A 15,590-nucleotide genomic window follows, 5' to 3' on the forward strand; every position below is an offset into this window, starting at 1 on the left:
CTTTTAGTGAAATGACAGTGAAACGTTATTTTCACGTTTTGTTCACCCTAAATATGAAAAAAAAGAGAGTCGGATTTTCAATGATATAACTCCAACGGCTTCTGAGACCGCAACGTTTACCAATTTCGCCATCCCGGCATTTTTTATGGGACTGCAAAATATTAAATCTTAGTGGAAGATTTTACTGCTAAAATGCAATTTATCGATATTTTTATAGTTGTATATTAAATATGCGATCCATGATGAAAAGATCATTGTTGATAATACTCTTATTAATTGCCATTAGCAATACGTTCGCGCAGAACAAAGATGCTTTGGCTGGTAAATGGCTTACAACATCCGGTGATGCCCAGATACAGATATTTCAAATCGGAGGCAAATTTTCAGGCAAGATAGTTTGGTTGAAAAAGCCTATTGACAGTATGGGAAAGCCGGAAACGGATGATAAAAATCCCGATGTAAATTTAGCGAAACGCCCGATATTGGGTCTCGAAATGCTTAAAGGATTTACATATACAGAGGAAGGAATTTGGGAAGGCGGTACTATTTATGACCCTAAAACTGGCAAGACCTACAGCTGTAAGATTAGCATGGTCGATAATAATCAAATCCATGTCAGGGGTTTTGTTGGAATATCTCTTCTTGGAAGGACAGAAACATGGTCGCGGGTAAGGTGAAGAGTTTAATCATTGTTTTTTTGGTACTATCTATAGGAATTTCCAGCCTGCATTCCCAGAGTATTAGGGCCTTACAGTCCGGGACAAAGACCAGCCTCCGGGGACTTTCTGTTGTCGATAATTCGGTTGCCTGGGTAAGCGGCAGCTATGGCTGGATATCCCATACCACTAACGGGGGATCAACCTGGAAATGGATGCAAATCCCTGGCTACGAAAAGTTTGATTTCAGGGATATCGAGGCGTTTTCAAAAAGTGACGCCGTTATAGTAAGCGCGGGTTCTCCTGCCGTTATTCTGATTACTCGCGATGGCGCTGCGACCTGGAAGGAGGTATATAAAAACGAATTTCCTGACATCTTTCTGGATGGGATGGATTTCCGGGACGCCAGAAATGGTATCATTTACGGAGATCCCATCCAGGGTAAAATGCAGCTGCTCAGAACTTCTGATGGCGGGAATAGCTGGGAAAATATAAGTGGTAACTTAACGGTGAGACTGATAGAAGGCGAAGCATCTTTTGCTGCCAGCGGTACCGGTATACGTACTCTTAAGAGTGGCAAGACTTTTATTGCTACCGGAGGGACGCAATCGAGGGTTTTTGTTTCTGACAATTTTGGGAATTCATGGACCAGCTACCCTTGCCCTATAATACAGGGTAAGAGCTCTGCCGGGCCATTTTCTATAGCATTTATTAATAGCAAAAAAGGGCTGGCAGTGGGCGGTGATTACCTTTCCGATACATCAAGTATTGATAATATGCTTCTCACTAAAAATGGAGGTAGGACATGGCAAAAGCCAAATACTAGCCCTTTCGGATATAAATCAGCTGTTGAATATATTTCTTCCGGGGTAGTTATTGCTACCGGCACATCCGGAACAGATATCTCGAGAAACGGAGGAAGAGATTGGGAGAAACTTACTAAGGAGGGCTTTAATTCAGTCCGTAAAGCTAAGTCAGGTTCTCTTGTGCTTTTTGCAGGGGCAGGCGGCAAAATATCAATACTTCAAGGCCCATAAGTACTTTATATTATTAGTTTGGTCAAGTAATTATACTATCTTTATTTGTCGGCCGGATAATTGACCCGGAACAAATATCTAGTAATGGCTTATCAAGCCTGCTGCTGAAAAAACAGACTACAAATGATCTCAAAAGCATTAAACTATATCAAGAACATCAGGACGACGGGTGCTGTATATGAATCATCGCGATTTGTTTCGCGTAATATCACTCATGAGATCAATAATCATAAACCGCAGATCGTTATAGAGCTTGGGGCAGGAAGTGGAAATATTACCGAAAGGATCCTTTCAAAACTTCATCCTGATTCAGAATTATATTGCTTTGAAATTGAGCCGCAGTTCTATGAAAAGCTTGAAAATATAAAGGATAGCAGATTCCATCTCATTAAGGAATCCGCAGCCGACGTTACCAAATATTTTGATGCAGCTTCAGTAGATATCATAATCTCAGGCTTGCCATTAAGTTTGTTCGATAATTCAGACCGAAGCCAGCTTCTTAACGATTGCTATAGCCTTTTAAAAAAAGGTGGGGTTTTTCGCCAGTTTCTTTACTCATTGCAGAAAAACTACTTCATGCCGATCTTTGACCATATGGAAATGAGCCTGGAGATGAATTTACCTCCCGCTGTACTTTATTCGTGCTATAAATTAAATTAGCAAGTCCGATAGTTAGCAAATTTGCCGATGAGCAATTGCCGTAGTCTATTTTTCTTTTTTTTGGTATTTCTAAGCTCTTCGCTAATCTCTGCAATGGCCCAAAAAACCACCGATAAGCCTGATCTTAACGGTTTTTTGCCGGGAGTAATTTCTGAGGAATCTACTCTCACTATTAGAGACAAGCCAACGGATGTTATCATCCACATTAACGCACCACGCGCCGACTTGATCAATTCCAGGAAAAAGACAAGGATTATTTTCTTTGCTTTGCCAAACGGAAATTCAATAGAATGGACCGCGGGCAAGAAAATGGCAGCAGGTGATGACTGGCATTATGACATCCAGCATATTGCTGCCCAAACCAGGTATTTGCGGAATAAGCTGGATGATTTTAATATCATTACCGTCTATCTGGCTACAAAGCAGAAAAGCTGGCCGGCCTGGAAAAAGGCGTATCCGGATTATCCTGTGCTCATTCAATCCTTATTTGGTGCCGTAAATGCCAGGTTTGCGAGCCTTAACCCGATGATCACTTTGAACAGTCATAGCGGTGGCGGGAGCTTTATTTTTGGTTATCTGGATGGCGTAACTGATATCCCGCTAAATATAGACCGCTTCGCTTTTATTGACAGTGACTACGGTTATGAAGAAAAGTACGGACACCAGCTTGCAAACTGGCTGAAGGCAGACAAAGGCCGTCATTTAAATGTTTTGGCCTACAACGACAGCGTTGTAGTTTATAATGGAAACCCACTCGTATCACCCACTGGAGGGACGTGGTATCGGAGCAAACTGATGCAGGCAAACCTGGCGAAAGAGTTTAAATTTAAATCCCGCACTGACACAAGCTTTATGTGTTTTGAGGCTTTATCAGGAAGAATTCAATTTATTTTGAAACAGAACCCTAAAGCACTCATATTTCACACCCATCAGGTCGGTCTCAATGGCTTTATCTTTAGTAATTTAAGCGGCACGAAAGAGATGAACAGAACCCATTTCACGTATTTCGGCGATCAGGTTTATAAACAATTTATCGCCGCTGAGCAGGAGCCGCTCCACTAAATCCTGCTTGGTTTTATGCTCCAATTTGTTAATTTGCTCATCTACAAATTTGTTGATTTCCCTATTCGATCTTTAGTAATTTCCTAACTTGCTCCCATGAATTTGGAATTCAATAAAAACGAAGACATCAACAAACAGCTTTTGTACGAGGTTAAAAATCGTCTGAAGGTGATATATGCAGGTGGAGGCGAAAAGGCTGCAGCAAAACAAAAAGAAAAAGGGAAAATGCAGGCCCGTGAACGTGTTTCCTTTTTGCTGGACAAAGATACTACATGGGTGGAGATCGGTGCGTTTACGGCCGAAGATATGTATAAGGAATACGGCGGCTGTCCGTCCGCTGGTGTTGTATGCGGAATCGGTTACGTTTCAGGAAGGCAATGCATGATCGTGGCCAACGATGCTACAGTTAAGGCAGGCGCCTGGTTCCCTATGACCGCAAAGAAAAATCTTCGGGCCCAGGAGATTGCTATGGAGAATCGTTTGCCGGTGATCTACCTGGTTGATTCCGCCGGTGTTTTCCTGCCACTTCAGGATGAAATATTTCCTGATAAGGAGCACTTCGGCCGGATCTTCAGAAATAATGCGATAATGAGCAGCAATGGTATTGTTCAGATATCTGCTATTATGGGTTCGTGTGTAGCGGGTGGTGCGTATCTGCCCATTATGAGTGATGAAGCGATGATCGTTGACGGTACAGGATCTGTATTTCTTGCTGGAAGCTATTTGGTCAAATCAGCTATTGGTGAAGATATCGATAATGAATCGCTGGGCGGCGCCACTACACATTGCGAGATATCCGGGGTAACAGACTATAAGCATCCGGATGATGCGTCCTGTTTGGAATCCATCAGGAAGATCATCAGTATGCTTGGCTCGCCAAAAAATGCGGGCTTCGACCGGATTAAGCCGGCTCCTCCCAGTTTGGACCAACAGGAGATATACGGACTGCTCCCCGAGAACCGGGAAAGTCCCTACGATATGAGGGAGATTATTAAGCGCCTGGTTGATAAATCGGAATTGGAGGAGTATAAGGAGTTATATGGCCAAAGTATTATTTGCGGCTTGGGAAGAATAGATGGCTGGGCTGTCGGTATAGTTGCAAATCAACGGAAGGTCGTGAAAAGTAAAAAGGGGGAAATGCAGTTTGGAGGAGTGATCTACTCTGATTCGGCTGATAAAGCAACCCGTTTTATCATGAATTGTAATCAAAAGAAAATTCCCCTTGTGTTTTTGCAGGATGTTACCGGCTTTATGGTAGGGAGCAGATCCGAACAAGGAGGCATAATTAAAGACGGAGCAAAAATGGTCAACGCAGTGTCTAACTCAGTTGTTCCAAAATTTACGATTGTGATTGGAAATTCCTACGGTGCCGGCAATTATGCGATGTGCGGAAAAGCTTACGATCCACGATTAATCTTTGCCTGGCCCTCAGCAAAGATTGCCGTGATGGGTGGTTCACAGGCTGCTAAAGTTCTCTTACAGATTGAAGAAGCATCTCTTAAATCGAAAGGAGAGGAGATCACGAAAGAAAAGGAAGAAGAACTGCTCAAGAATATTACTGATCGATACGACAGACAGACAACACCATATTATGCCGCCTCAAGGCTTTGGGTAGACGGTATAATAGATCCGTTGGAAACGAGAAAGGTGATTTCTATGGGCATTGAAGCCGCTAATCAATCCCCAATTGAGAAGCAATTTAACACGGGAGTGCTGCAAACGTGAAGAGCAATGAGCAAATTAGGAAATGAGTAAATTGCATAACGTAGTAGAGAGCTCATTTTCTAATTCTCAAATTTGTTAATTTGCTAATTTGAACCAGCCAACAGCAAGAAAAAATCGTTAAATCTTAACAGACACTCAAAAGATGAGAAAATTACTCCTCGCACTTTCCCTGCTATCCTCAATACAGTCATTTGGACAATCCACTAAGCTGCATGATAAAGCAATTGTTGTTGATACTCACGGAGATATCATGTCTGACCAGATCAGATCAGGTATCGATGTAGGCAAACTGCAGTCAGGGGGTAATTTTGACCTTGTTCGCGCTAAAGAAGGAGGCCTTGATGTTCAGGTGTTTTCGATCTGGTGTGACGCATCCGGGGGCTTCGCTATGGCAAACAGGCAAATAGACTCCCTTAATTCTTTGGCGAACCGTCATCCTGATATGATCAAATTAGTGCGAACTGCTTCCGACTTGAAATCCGTAGTTAAGTCCAATCGACTGGCGGGGATGATAGGGGTAGAAGGAGGGCATATGATTGAAAGCCGCATAGAAAATCTCGAGTCGCTTGCTGCGAGGGGAATGACTTACATGACCCTGACGTGGAACAACAGTACGCCATGGGCAAGTTCAGCTTACGACGAAACATTTAGAAAAGATAGCCTTAAACACGTTGGCCTGACCGATTTCGGTAAGCAGGTGATCAAACGGATGAACGAACTCGGAGTTGTCGTTGACCTGTCTCACGTAGGCGAAACCACGTTTTACGATGCGATAAAAATCTCGACAAAACCAGTTATGGCATCCCATAGTTCGGCTTACGCATTTAATGCTCATCAAAGAAACCTGAAAGACGATCAGATCAAAGCTATTGCAAAGACTGGAGGAGTGGTTTTCGTTAATTTTTATAGCGGATTCCTCGACAGCACTTATACACGGAAACAGCAGAAGTTCAATGCTGATCACGGAGTTGAATTGGCCGAGCTAACTAAAACTTCAACCCGTTCTAAAGCCCAGGACGCTATCAACACAAAGTACAGTAAGGAGATTTATGATATGAGGGCTCCGCTTGATTTGCTGATCGCTCACATAGACCACATGGTGAAACTTGTAGGTTCAAAGCATGTAGGGCTGGGTGCTGATTTTGATGGTGCAGAGTCTTATCCGCAGCATCTTGATGATGTTTCTGATTATCCGGCTATAACCGAAGCGCTGGTCAAGAAGGGATATGCTGAAAAGGATATAAAGAATATTCTGGGGAATAACTTTGTGCGTTTGCTGAAGGCGAATAAAGGGAAGTGATTGCTTCGCTTCGCTCGCAATGACACGTTCGGAAAGTAGAGGTGATGCTTCGCTTCGCTCGCAATGACACTTCGCTTTAGGAGCAGTGGCACCGGGATTGGTGTCGCAATGGTACTGAGATTGTTTTCCATGCAAGGAGGCAAGACGAAGCAATCGCTCAGTTCGAAAAAATAATTTGCTCTGCTAGATTGAATCCGGCTGCTATCTTGTTTTATGTCACTGCGAGCGCAGCGAAGCAGTATTCCACCAATAAGTCAGCTTCAACACAAGAAACCTATTCTTAACCGAAAATGGGTTTGGCAGATAATTATCTGTATAAACGATAAAAAGATCTGAGGCGGGTTTGTACCGCCATTGCAGGCGGGTGTTTATATTCAGATTTTCTCTTTGTTCATTGTATTGAACAAACCCGGTAAAAAAGAGCTTATTGGTCATCGTTACATCTACACGCGGCCCTACCAGCCAGAATTTAGTCCTGTCCCAGGGTTGTGGTAATTTAATGTCATTATAGCTTGAGCTTAATGCCAGACTCACGTAAGGCTGGAACCGATATCCCAATTCTGAATTTATGTTCAACCGTGTCCCGTCAGCATAATATCCGCCGTAGCGAGCAGAAAAAGCGTATGTCAATAAGCTTTGAGGGCGGGAAACGAAATCAGTTCCCCATGATTTCCAGTGATGCTCAGAACCTTTGGGAAGTGTCGCCCGGCCTGAATTTGTTGGATCGAAAGGCCTGAGCAATTTGACATAGTCAGCTGCTGTCCAGACCGAGAACGTAGCCCGGCTTCTGAAATTAATGTTATAAGCAAGAAATGTAGTGTTATCTGTTCGATTAAACGACTGATCAAAATAGTTTGCGGATACGATTTTCGGCCCGTGGCTTACAAGCTTCCCTTTTTTAGGGAAGAACAGATATGCTGCCTGAGGGTTCAGGTTAATGTAACCAGTACGGGGTACATAGCCAACCTCAGTATTGTAGTTTCGTCCCACGATCTCATGCTGCCAGTTTATATTCCAGTTTCCGCTGATGTAGTTGAGATTTGCCGCCTGCAGGACATCATTTCCTTTTTTGCCGGGGCTAAAGGATTTCATGATAACAGCCTTGCCGGTCCATGAGTTCGTAGACGAGGCCAAATTATACTCAAGTCCTGCATTTCGGTTATATCTGGACACGGAGGCAGCTGCATGGGAAGGCTCGTAATTCATCGACTGCTTGTTGATGAAAAGGGCACTAATACTCGATCTGGCAAATACCCGTCGCTGCAGCGACATAACCGCGAAGTTTTGTGAAGGGAGGTTATTTCCTGATTTAGAAGTCTGCATATCCATTAATCCAATTCTCCAGTCTTTATTAAGCTTGCCGCTTAGCCGTGCGCCAAATTGAATCGGCACGCCAAGGCCAATGCGCCGGGAAAAGAACGGCCTGATGTTAGCATATCCGTAATTCGAAAAAAGGTCACCGTTTTCAAGAAAATACTGCCTTCTTTCAGGAAAGAATAGTTCAAAGCGATCTAAGTTGGGTACTTGCCTGTCTACCTCTACCTGGGAATAATCCGGATTCACGGTTAGATCCAGGTTTAGCGATGAGGTGACTGCAACTTTAACGTCGCCACCAATTTCACGTTTATAGTCCCGGCTTGACGGACTAACCGTGTGATCGTTTGAGAATCCGCCCAAAATGTAAGGGATCAGTGAAATATTTTGTCCGGGAACTGGAGGCGCCTGATCCCAGATTAAATTCCCGGTATAGGCAAGCGATGCGGTAGCAAATTGACGTGGAACAGGTGCCCAACTCGATTTTTCAGTAGATTTCAGATCAAGCCTGCTGAAATTGATACCCCATTCAGTGATTCCTGCCTTATAACGAATTGATTTGAAGGGAATAGCTGCTTCGAATATCCACTTGTCTTCATAATTTTTAACTGCGGACACCCATTTATTATCCCAGCTCAGGTCTACTTTGCTGCCATCGTACATAATACCATCCCATTGCGCGCCAGCTGCATTTGAGCCGAATGAAAATCCATTCGTTTTATCATCAAAGGGGTCCATGAATAGGAGGAAATTATCATTCTTATTGAATGAGAAATCGCGACGCAGTGATTCAACGAAATAGGGTCCCGGCTGGTGGTAACAGATGGCTATTATGTAGAGATTCTCTTTATCATAACTCATCATGACATCTGTTCTGACTTTCGCAAAGCTCGTGTCCATCGGCTGGACCATAAAGAAATTGGAAGCGACGTTGGCGTCTGTCCAGGTTCTTTCATCAGCCACCCCGTCAATTCTAATTTCAGAAGATGCTGGTTTTAACTTTAGCTCGTACGAAGCATTCTTTTTTTGAGCGATCGCAAAAAAAGGTAAAAAGAGGACTAATAAAATAGATACAGAGACGGGGAGGGGTTTTATTTGCAAAAGAAGTTGGGACCGTTTTAATCTTTTTTTGACTTGAAGTATGAATAAGGACATCGTCAGGCTTACAGTAATTTCAGTAATAATAAGAGTTTTTAAATATACTTTTGATGTTCAAAAAATTACTCCGCAGAATATTATAGAATAGCCTGACAAATCCGTATTGTTGATGCGCATTCAAAGTTTTAAATTTGCTTTTTAAATATCAATAATGTCTCAAGAAAACGAACACGTACAATGCCTGATAATAGGATCAGGACCAGCAGGATACACTGCTGCTATATATGCTGCAAGAGCCGATCTTAAGCCTGTAATGTATACAGGGATGGTTCCGGGTGGCCAGTTAACCCAGACCACGGACGTTGAAAACTTCCCAGGGTATCCCGATGGGATCATGGGCCCGGAAATGATGGAGGATTTTAGAAAGCAGGCTGAAAGGTTTGGAACGCAGATCCGGTTCGGTTATGTTACTAAGGTTGATTTTTCCAGTGCCCCTCATAAAGTAATAATAGACGAGATAAAAACTATTACCGCTGATACGGTTATTATCGCTACGGGAGCTTCAGCTAAATGGCTGGGCCTTGAAAGCGAACAAAAATATAATGGATTCGGAGTATCTGCATGTGCAGTTTGTGACGGTTTCTTTTTCAAAGGACAAGACGTGGCGATTGTTGGAGCGGGTGATACGGCCGCTGAAGAAGCCGCATATCTTTCAAAACTTTGCAAATCAGTTCATCTGCTGGTTCGCCGTGATGAATTCAGGGCTTCTAAAGCAATGCAGCACAGGGTTAAAAGCATCTCTAATATCACGATTCACTACAATACAGCAACCAAAGAAATTCTTGGTGACGGTAAAAATGTAACAGGAGTACGGGTGGTTAATAATAAGACAAACGAAGAAAAAGTAATTGATGTGAGCGGCTTCTTTGTCGCTATCGGGCATAACCCAAACACCGAAATATTTAAAGGCTGGCTGGAGATGGATGAGACCGGTTACCTGATCACACTGCCAGATAGCTCTAAAACTAATATCGAAGGTGTGTTTGCCTGCGGAGATGCTCAGGATAAATTATGGAGACAGGCAGTTACTGCCGCTGGCACGGGCTGCATGGCAGCTTTAGAAGCTGAACGATTTCTTGCTGATAAGGAGCATCCAGTGGCAGTTTAGTATCAGGTATCAAGTATCAGGAATCAAGATCGGGGGATCTAAGTTTGAGGGTTACATTCATAGTTACAGTCTTATGAATCCTTTAAATCTTACCTTCTGGATATGGTTGTTTATTTTAAGTAGCACTTCTTTATTCATACCTGGCACTAAATCTTGATTCTTGATACTTGATTCTTGGTTCTATTTTTGCACTTAATATACTATGAACCAATCAATTCTCCGGACGAGGACTGCTGTATTGCTAACGGTAGCTATTACTACTATTATACTCATAGTGGGGTTGTTTTTTTACATGAAGAGACAATTTTTTATGACCCGGACGGAAATCAATAATGACGTCATGGTCGAAAAGATCGTCAGCATGGGTAAGCTCGAACTCGTCAAATATTCGATGAAAGACGTTATTGAGAAAAAGGAGATCAGAAAATTCCTGCCAGATAAGCGCATACTTTTCGTAGCCGTTGGTGAAGTAACAGGATGTATAGATCTTACAAGAATTAAAAAGAGTGATATCGTTACATCCGGATCAGATTCACTAACCGTATTTCTTCCCAAACCTGAGATCTGTTATGTAAAACTGGACCATCAGCAGTCAAAAGTATATGATGTTTCGGGCGCCTGGTTTCCAGGCGATTCCAAAAATATGGTGGAAGATATCTATAAGATCGCTGAAAAGCAGATCCTTGAGTACGCCGGTAAGCAGAATATTCTTGGTAAAACGAATGAAAACGCCAAGCTGATCTTTAAGCCCATGCTTGAGAATATTTCCGGCAAAAAGGTGGGAATTCAATTTCGCCATTAATTATCCTACTACACTGCATTCCTTGATCTTATTTTTTTAAATTTGAGAAAGCAGCATTCTATTCAGTTTGCCAGCTAATCCAAATTCTAATATGAATTTTATAAGAATAATCTCAGGTATAGCGTTATTGGCAGTTTTATTTTCATCCTGTACTACCGAGGAAAAGCCCCGGATTGTTTCCAATAAACCGGAAGTCAAAAAGATAATGGCGCCATTCCGCTATCATAAAGCAATTGAAGTTAAGCCTGGATTAACACTTGATATTGTAAGCTGGGGAAGAGGTTCTAGCTCTGTCGGCGCCTACATGATCTTACGATCCGACTCTACCCATTTAAATTATCGTTCAACAACGGGCGAACTGGATGGCAGAATCGTTGACGCCTGGGACATGGATCTCGATTCCGATGGGAACCCGGAACTTTACATTCAATCGAAAGGGGAGGGCGAAGGCTCCTATCTTAGCATGTACATCTACGAATATAATGAAAGCGGCTCGAATCAGCAGATCCGTTTCCCGGATTTAGGAAGTACGTTGAAAAAAGGCTATAAAGGCAATGATTCTGTTTACGTAAAGGATGGAAAACTAATGCGCGAGTTCCCCTTATACAGCACTGAGGACACTCTAAGTAAAGCCACAGGTGAGATCCGGAAATTAGAATATAGTTTAAGAAGTAATAGTTTGAATGTGAAGGAGATCGAAAAAACTGAAAACTGAAAGCGGAAAATTGAACCTCGTTTAAGCGCAATGCTTCAGTTTTCAGTTTTCCCCTTTCAGTTCCCGCTTAGCGTGGAGCTCACACCTCCGAATCCACAAACTGCTTCTCCAGTCTCTCCAGATTTTGGATCATTTCCTCAAGTTTTGCTTCTTCTTTTCTTATGTAGATGCGCATCAGCACGAAGTACCATAAGGCTATCCAGAGGAAAGTAAAAATAACTGCTGCTATTGTGACCCATAAGGGCGACAGGAAAGCGATCTCTATAAAGTAAAGTATAAATCCTGCTGTAAAGAAAATAGAGTAGATTCGGTATTTCCTGGTATTGAAGATAAATCTGTCGTGCTTGTATTTTTTAAGATAGAGGATGTATTCTTCCGGTTTGTCGAGGAAATTATCATACGTTATCCGGCGATAATTTCCAATTAAGGCTATAATGTAGTAGATGCAGCAGCCCATAAAGACCGCCATGGCAAGGTGAGTGGTCCACATTATAAAAGGGCTCTCCGACCAAAAGTAGATAAGCATAGCCGTAGCAAGGCCCATCACCAGCATTTCTATGAGCAATCTGCTTGCAAGGCCTGTTTTGGTCTTGTTTACTTTTTTTAACACATCTTCGTGACTGACTTTCGGCAGCGCTATCTGGTTATGCCAGATACTCTTTAGTGCTTCAAAATCTTTCATTTTTATTATATAATTCAGTCAGTTTTTGTTTAATACGGTGAATCTTAACTCTAAGATTACCTTCCGAAATACCAGAGATCGTTGCTATTTCTGCATACGGGACTTCATCCAATACCATCGTTATGATGATCCTTTCATTCTCCACCAGTTGAGCAATGCACTTGTATAATGAAGCTACCTGCTCATTTTTGTCTGAAATCTCTTCGCCTTTTGTTTCAATGATGTTATCAGTAAGCTCATCCTTAGGCTGCCTTTTCTCTACACGGAGATAGGACAGGCAGGTATTAACAGCAATACGATAGATCCACGTAGAAATCAAAGCCTGGTTGCGGAACTTATCAAGGTTTTGCCAAACCTTCATGAAAGTCTCCTGCATCAGGTCATTGGCGGTGTCGTCATCGCCGGTATAACCATAACATAAATGGTAGATCTTTTTAGAATTGGCCTGAAAAATTTCTTTGAAAAGCGCTTCTTTGCTCAAACCGTTATTTTTGTTTAGATAAAGCTGCTTAGATATTGTTACAGATAAAGGCTTTTGCTAATCCAACTGGCCTGGTTTTCAGCTTTATGAAGCAGATCCTCAAACTCACTTTGATAATCGAACTGAAGGTCTTCATGTAATTTAGGAAGTAATTTGCTGATCTTTTCTAACTGCCGGATTAATAATCCCTGAAGGGGCTTATGGCTTGTCCTGAGGTCAGCGTAATCCAGGAAATTGTTGCAGAACCACAGGGAAAGCTCAATTTCAACCTGTTTGTTGCTGGTGTATTTTGTATAGCGATTCATCAGGCGCAGGATTTTCCGCAGGCTTTTAGTGCTGTAATAGTAATGCTTTTGCATTGTTTTAAACTCCTCGATCAGCAATATTTTGATCGTCTCTCCAAAAGAAAGGGGATCATCCGAATCAAAAAGGAGATAATTAAGCAGCTCCTTATTCTCCCTTTTGTATTTCGCTATCTTAAGACAGATTTCGGTAAGTTCCGGCACAGACCGGCTTAATAATTCTTTTTTTATATCGCTTAATTTCTCAGGCTTCATTCAGGCTCAATCCTCCACAATATTAACATCGGTTATATCTACTCTGAACTCCGGGTTCGCAAAAATATTTTTAGTGAGCTTGAATTCTTTTTCATTATATGGATCAACATCGATCCTTTTGTCTCGGGAGATAAAGGATCCTGTGATTTTTACATGGTCACCGACCTTAAGTCCCAGTAGCCTTTCACGAAGCGGCGACTGCGCGTCACTCAACCATTCCCGGAAAACCACTGATTTATATCTTGCCGTCTCCTCAAGATTGAAATCATCAATGCTCAATCCAAAGGCAAGTCTCACCTCGGTTCCGTTCGGGTCTGTTTTCGTATTGTCCAACACTCTTGCATTCCAGCCGTCGAATTTTGATTTGAGCGTGTCGACGATGTAGGCCTTGACCCGTTTCACTGCATTATCGATCATGACCGGTCTATTACCGTCGCTTAAAGGTACCTGAGTAGCCGAATCTCTTACTTCTTTAACTATACGGAGAAAGGATTGTTGATCTGCGGGCCGGACGTCTACTAAAGTTCTTTCCTGGCAGGAATATAATGAGATTAAGGCAAGAAAAACGCTTGCTTTGAAGGATAGAGTAGTGTTCATTGACGAAGTTTGTTTACAATTTACGGATATGATTTTTGCTTTTGCGGACTATGATGTCTCTGCTATCGTAATCGCAATCATCAGCGATGAAATTTACATAAAGTTCGGCAATGTTCAGGAGAGGTTTAAAAATGGCTTCCATTTAAATTGGATTGGAGATCTCTGTTCCCAATTTCATAGCAGCTCTGGAAGTTGGATCCTAAACGAAGCGAAGCAAAATGTAAATTCAATTACTTACTTTTGTCCGTTATGCTAAACCCACAATATGAAATTTAAAAATATTGGATTAGTCGCCCTTATCGTTGTTTCTATAGCCGCACTTCTGGCCTTTCTGAATCACTACAATATTATTCCCGTTAACCACACCGCCCTGATGTTTTCCAGATGGCTGGCAATTGCGGGTTTGTTTCTTTATGGACTGAAGAAGAAATCGCTAACCACCTGGATACTTATTTCGATGGTAGTGGGCGCAGAAATCGGTCACGACTGGCCCGAAGCAGGTATTAAACTCCAGGTATTGAGCAAGGTGTTTCTTAAGATGATTAAGACCATCATTGCTCCGCTTCTTTTTGCAACCCTGGTTTACGGTATTGCCGGCCACTCAGACCTTAAGCAGGTTGGCCGTATGGGATGGAAGTCCATACTCTATTTTGAAGTTGTCACTACGATCGCTTTATTCATTGGCCTTGCTGCTATTAATATTTCTCAGGCAGGTATGGGTATAACGCTTCCTCCGGGAGCTCACGAGGAATTACCTGTAGTACCACCGCAATCCTTTAACGATATCATTCTGCATATTTTCCCGGAAAATATTGCAAAATCTATCGCAGACGGAGCCATTCTTCAAATTGTTGTCTTCAGTATCCTTTTCGGGATTGCTTTAGCAATGGTAAAAGAAGATAAGCGTCAGCCGATGCTGAAGGCTACAGAAAGCCTTTCGGAGGTGATGTTTAAGTTCACCAATATCATTATGTATTTCGCGCCAATTGGTGTGGGAGCTGCGATTGCATACACAGTTGGACATATGGGTCTCGGCATTCTGGTCAATTTATTCCAGCTTCTAGTCACATTATATGTTGCGCTCTTAGTCTTTTTACTGGGAGTTTTGCTTCCGATAGCATTCATGGTCGGCGTTCCAATTAAGAAATTCCTGCAGGCGATTGCGGAGCCCGTTTCTATTGCATTTGCTACAACAAGCTCGGAAGCTGCTTTACCAAGAGCGATGGAGGCTATGGAAAGAATTGGTGTTCCCCGGAAAATAGTGGCATTTGTAATGCCTACGGGTTACAGTTTTAATCTTGACGGGACAACGCTATATCTCTCACTGGCATCGATCTTCGTTGCTCAGGCGGCCGGTATCCACTTTACCTTCGGTCAGCAACTGCTTATAGTATTTACATTAATGCTGACAAGTAAAGGAGTGGCGGGAGTGCCCCGGGCCTCGCTTGTTATTTTATTAGGAACAGCCTCGTCATTTGGGATGCCTGTATGGCCGATCTTTATCATTTTGGGGATAGACGAACTAATGGATATGGCCCGTACATCAGTGAATGTGATAGGTAATTGTCTGGCGACAGTTGTTATAGCGAAGTGGGAGGGTGAGTTCCATCCGCCTGTTGAGCTTAGTGCGCCAAATGAAGCCCGGATACATAAACTTGAAGACGAGGTTTAGGTGAGTTGAGAATTGAGAGGTGAAAGTGGAAAACTGAAAACTGAAAATTGAAGCTGGGAGCTGA

The 15,590-nt window shown here is 42.5% G+C and carries 15 protein-coding genes; 10 read left to right on the forward strand and 5 right to left on the reverse strand.

The genetic code is table 11. The features are described 5' to 3' along the window. Positions 1-239 precede the first annotated feature (239 nt). From WKF69_RS05925 to WKF69_RS05950, 6 genes are all read left to right on the forward strand, one after another. Positions 240-677: a DUF2147 domain-containing protein gene (locus WKF69_RS05925; protein WP_340380344.1), complete on the forward strand. Its 438-nt coding sequence runs from the start codon at positions 240-242 to the stop codon at positions 675-677. A gap of 20 nt (positions 678-697) precedes the next feature. Beyond that, entirely contained in the window at positions 698-1,693 is a 996-nt protein-coding gene (locus WKF69_RS05930) for a YCF48-related protein (RefSeq protein WP_340380346.1), read from the forward strand. 123 nt (positions 1,694-1,816) lie between these two features. Next, complete coding sequence (locus tag WKF69_RS05935; RefSeq protein ID WP_340380348.1) at positions 1,817-2,353, forward strand: methyltransferase; 537 nt, start codon at positions 1,817-1,819, stop codon at positions 2,351-2,353. Between the two features lie 93 nt (positions 2,354-2,446). Then, positions 2,447-3,415, forward strand: a complete 969-nt coding sequence (locus tag WKF69_RS05940) for a hypothetical protein (RefSeq protein WP_340380350.1) — start codon at positions 2,447-2,449, stop codon at positions 3,413-3,415. Positions 3,416-3,511: 96 nt separating this feature from the next. Continuing rightward, a complete protein-coding gene (locus WKF69_RS05945; RefSeq protein ID WP_340380352.1) occupies positions 3,512-5,140 on the forward strand; it encodes an acyl-CoA carboxylase subunit beta in 1,629 nt (542 codons plus the stop codon). Positions 5,141-5,282: 142 nt separating this feature from the next. After that, positions 5,283-6,440, forward strand: a complete 1,158-nt coding sequence (locus WKF69_RS05950; RefSeq protein WP_340380354.1) for a dipeptidase — start codon at positions 5,283-5,285, stop codon at positions 6,438-6,440. 216 nt (positions 6,441-6,656) lie between these two features. Here WKF69_RS05950 and WKF69_RS05955 read toward each other — a convergent pair whose 3' ends face one another. Beyond that, the gene (locus WKF69_RS05955; protein WP_340380356.1) at positions 6,657-8,855 is read right to left on the reverse strand and encodes a DUF5916 domain-containing protein; all 2,199 of its coding nucleotides are present in this window, start codon (positions 8,853-8,855) and stop codon (positions 6,657-6,659) included. 208 nt (positions 8,856-9,063) lie between these two features. Here WKF69_RS05955 and trxB point away from each other — a divergent pair, with 208 nt between their 5' ends. From trxB to WKF69_RS05970, 3 genes are all read left to right on the forward strand, one after another. Further along, positions 9,064-10,020 carry a thioredoxin-disulfide reductase gene (gene trxB / locus WKF69_RS05960; protein WP_340380358.1) on the forward strand — a complete coding sequence of 319 codons (957 nt, stop codon included), beginning with the start codon at positions 9,064-9,066 and terminating at the stop codon, positions 10,018-10,020. 292 nt (positions 10,021-10,312) lie between these two features. Next, positions 10,313-10,822 carry a DUF4230 domain-containing protein gene (locus WKF69_RS05965; RefSeq protein ID WP_340380360.1) on the forward strand — a complete coding sequence of 170 codons (510 nt, stop codon included), beginning with the start codon at positions 10,313-10,315 and terminating at the stop codon, positions 10,820-10,822. Between the two features lie 91 nt (positions 10,823-10,913). Further along, a complete protein-coding gene (locus WKF69_RS05970) occupies positions 10,914-11,537 on the forward strand; it encodes a hypothetical protein (protein WP_340380362.1) in 624 nt (207 codons plus the stop codon). Positions 11,538-11,616: 79 nt separating this feature from the next. Here WKF69_RS05970 and WKF69_RS05975 read toward each other — a convergent pair whose 3' ends face one another. Genes WKF69_RS05975 through WKF69_RS05990 form a run of 4 tightly spaced genes read right to left on the reverse strand, consistent with a single transcriptional unit; the run spans position 11,617 to position 13,854 of the window. Beyond that, complete coding sequence (locus tag WKF69_RS05975; RefSeq protein ID WP_340380364.1) at positions 11,617-12,219, reverse strand: hypothetical protein; 603 nt, start codon at positions 12,217-12,219, stop codon at positions 11,617-11,619. Continuing rightward, positions 12,206-12,700: an RNA polymerase sigma factor gene (locus WKF69_RS05980; protein ID WP_340380366.1), complete on the reverse strand. Its 495-nt coding sequence runs from the start codon at positions 12,698-12,700 to the stop codon at positions 12,206-12,208. The genes WKF69_RS05975 and WKF69_RS05980 overlap by 14 nt, the downstream gene beginning before the upstream one ends. Positions 12,701-12,738: 38 nt before the next feature. Next, positions 12,739-13,257, reverse strand: coding sequence for a hypothetical protein (locus WKF69_RS05985; RefSeq protein WP_340380367.1), 519 nt, complete (start codon positions 13,255-13,257; stop codon positions 12,739-12,741). Between the two features lie 6 nt (positions 13,258-13,263). After that, positions 13,264-13,854 (reverse strand): hypothetical protein, encoded by a 591-nt coding sequence (locus WKF69_RS05990; RefSeq protein ID WP_340380369.1) that lies wholly within the window; start codon positions 13,852-13,854, stop codon positions 13,264-13,266. A gap of 265 nt (positions 13,855-14,119) precedes the next feature. Between WKF69_RS05990 and WKF69_RS05995 the strand changes: the two genes are divergently transcribed. Further along, complete coding sequence (locus tag WKF69_RS05995; RefSeq protein WP_340380371.1) at positions 14,120-15,526, forward strand: cation:dicarboxylase symporter family transporter; 1,407 nt, start codon at positions 14,120-14,122, stop codon at positions 15,524-15,526. Positions 15,527-15,590: the final 64 nt, after the last annotated feature.

Source organism: Daejeonella sp., from assembly GCF_037719425.1.
In the GTDB taxonomy this organism is placed as follows: Bacteria; Bacteroidota; Bacteroidia; order Sphingobacteriales; family Sphingobacteriaceae; genus Daejeonella.

Bases quoted from the DNA above. Each gene is read 5' to 3' on its own strand.
- WKF69_RS05925 (WP_340380344.1), top strand. From the start codon at position 240: ATGATGAAAAGATCATTGTTGATAATACTCTTATTAATTGCCATTAGC.
- WKF69_RS05935 (WP_340380348.1), top strand. From the start codon at position 1,817: ATGATCTCAAAAGCATTAAACTATATCAAGAACATCAGGACGACGGGT.
- WKF69_RS05940 (WP_340380350.1), top strand. From the start codon at position 2,447: ATGGCCCAAAAAACCACCGATAAGCCTGATCTTAACGGTTTTTTGCCG.
- WKF69_RS05945 (WP_340380352.1), top strand. From the start codon at position 3,512: ATGAATTTGGAATTCAATAAAAACGAAGACATCAACAAACAGCTTTTG.
- WKF69_RS05950 (WP_340380354.1), top strand. From the start codon at position 5,283: ATGAGAAAATTACTCCTCGCACTTTCCCTGCTATCCTCAATACAGTCA.
- trxB (WP_340380358.1), top strand. From the start codon at position 9,064: ATGTCTCAAGAAAACGAACACGTACAATGCCTGATAATAGGATCAGGA.
- WKF69_RS05965 (WP_340380360.1), top strand. From the start codon at position 10,313: ATGAAGAGACAATTTTTTATGACCCGGACGGAAATCAATAATGACGTC.
- WKF69_RS05970 (WP_340380362.1), top strand. From the start codon at position 10,914: ATGAATTTTATAAGAATAATCTCAGGTATAGCGTTATTGGCAGTTTTA.
- WKF69_RS05975 (WP_340380364.1), bottom strand. From the start codon at position 12,219: ATGAAAGATTTTGAAGCACTAAAGAGTATCTGGCATAACCAGATAGCG.
- WKF69_RS05985 (WP_340380367.1), bottom strand. From the start codon at position 13,257: ATGAAGCCTGAGAAATTAAGCGATATAAAAAAAGAATTATTAAGCCGG.
- WKF69_RS05990 (WP_340380369.1), bottom strand. From the start codon at position 13,854: ATGAACACTACTCTATCCTTCAAAGCAAGCGTTTTTCTTGCCTTAATC.
- WKF69_RS05995 (WP_340380371.1), top strand. From the start codon at position 14,120: ATGAAATTTAAAAATATTGGATTAGTCGCCCTTATCGTTGTTTCTATA.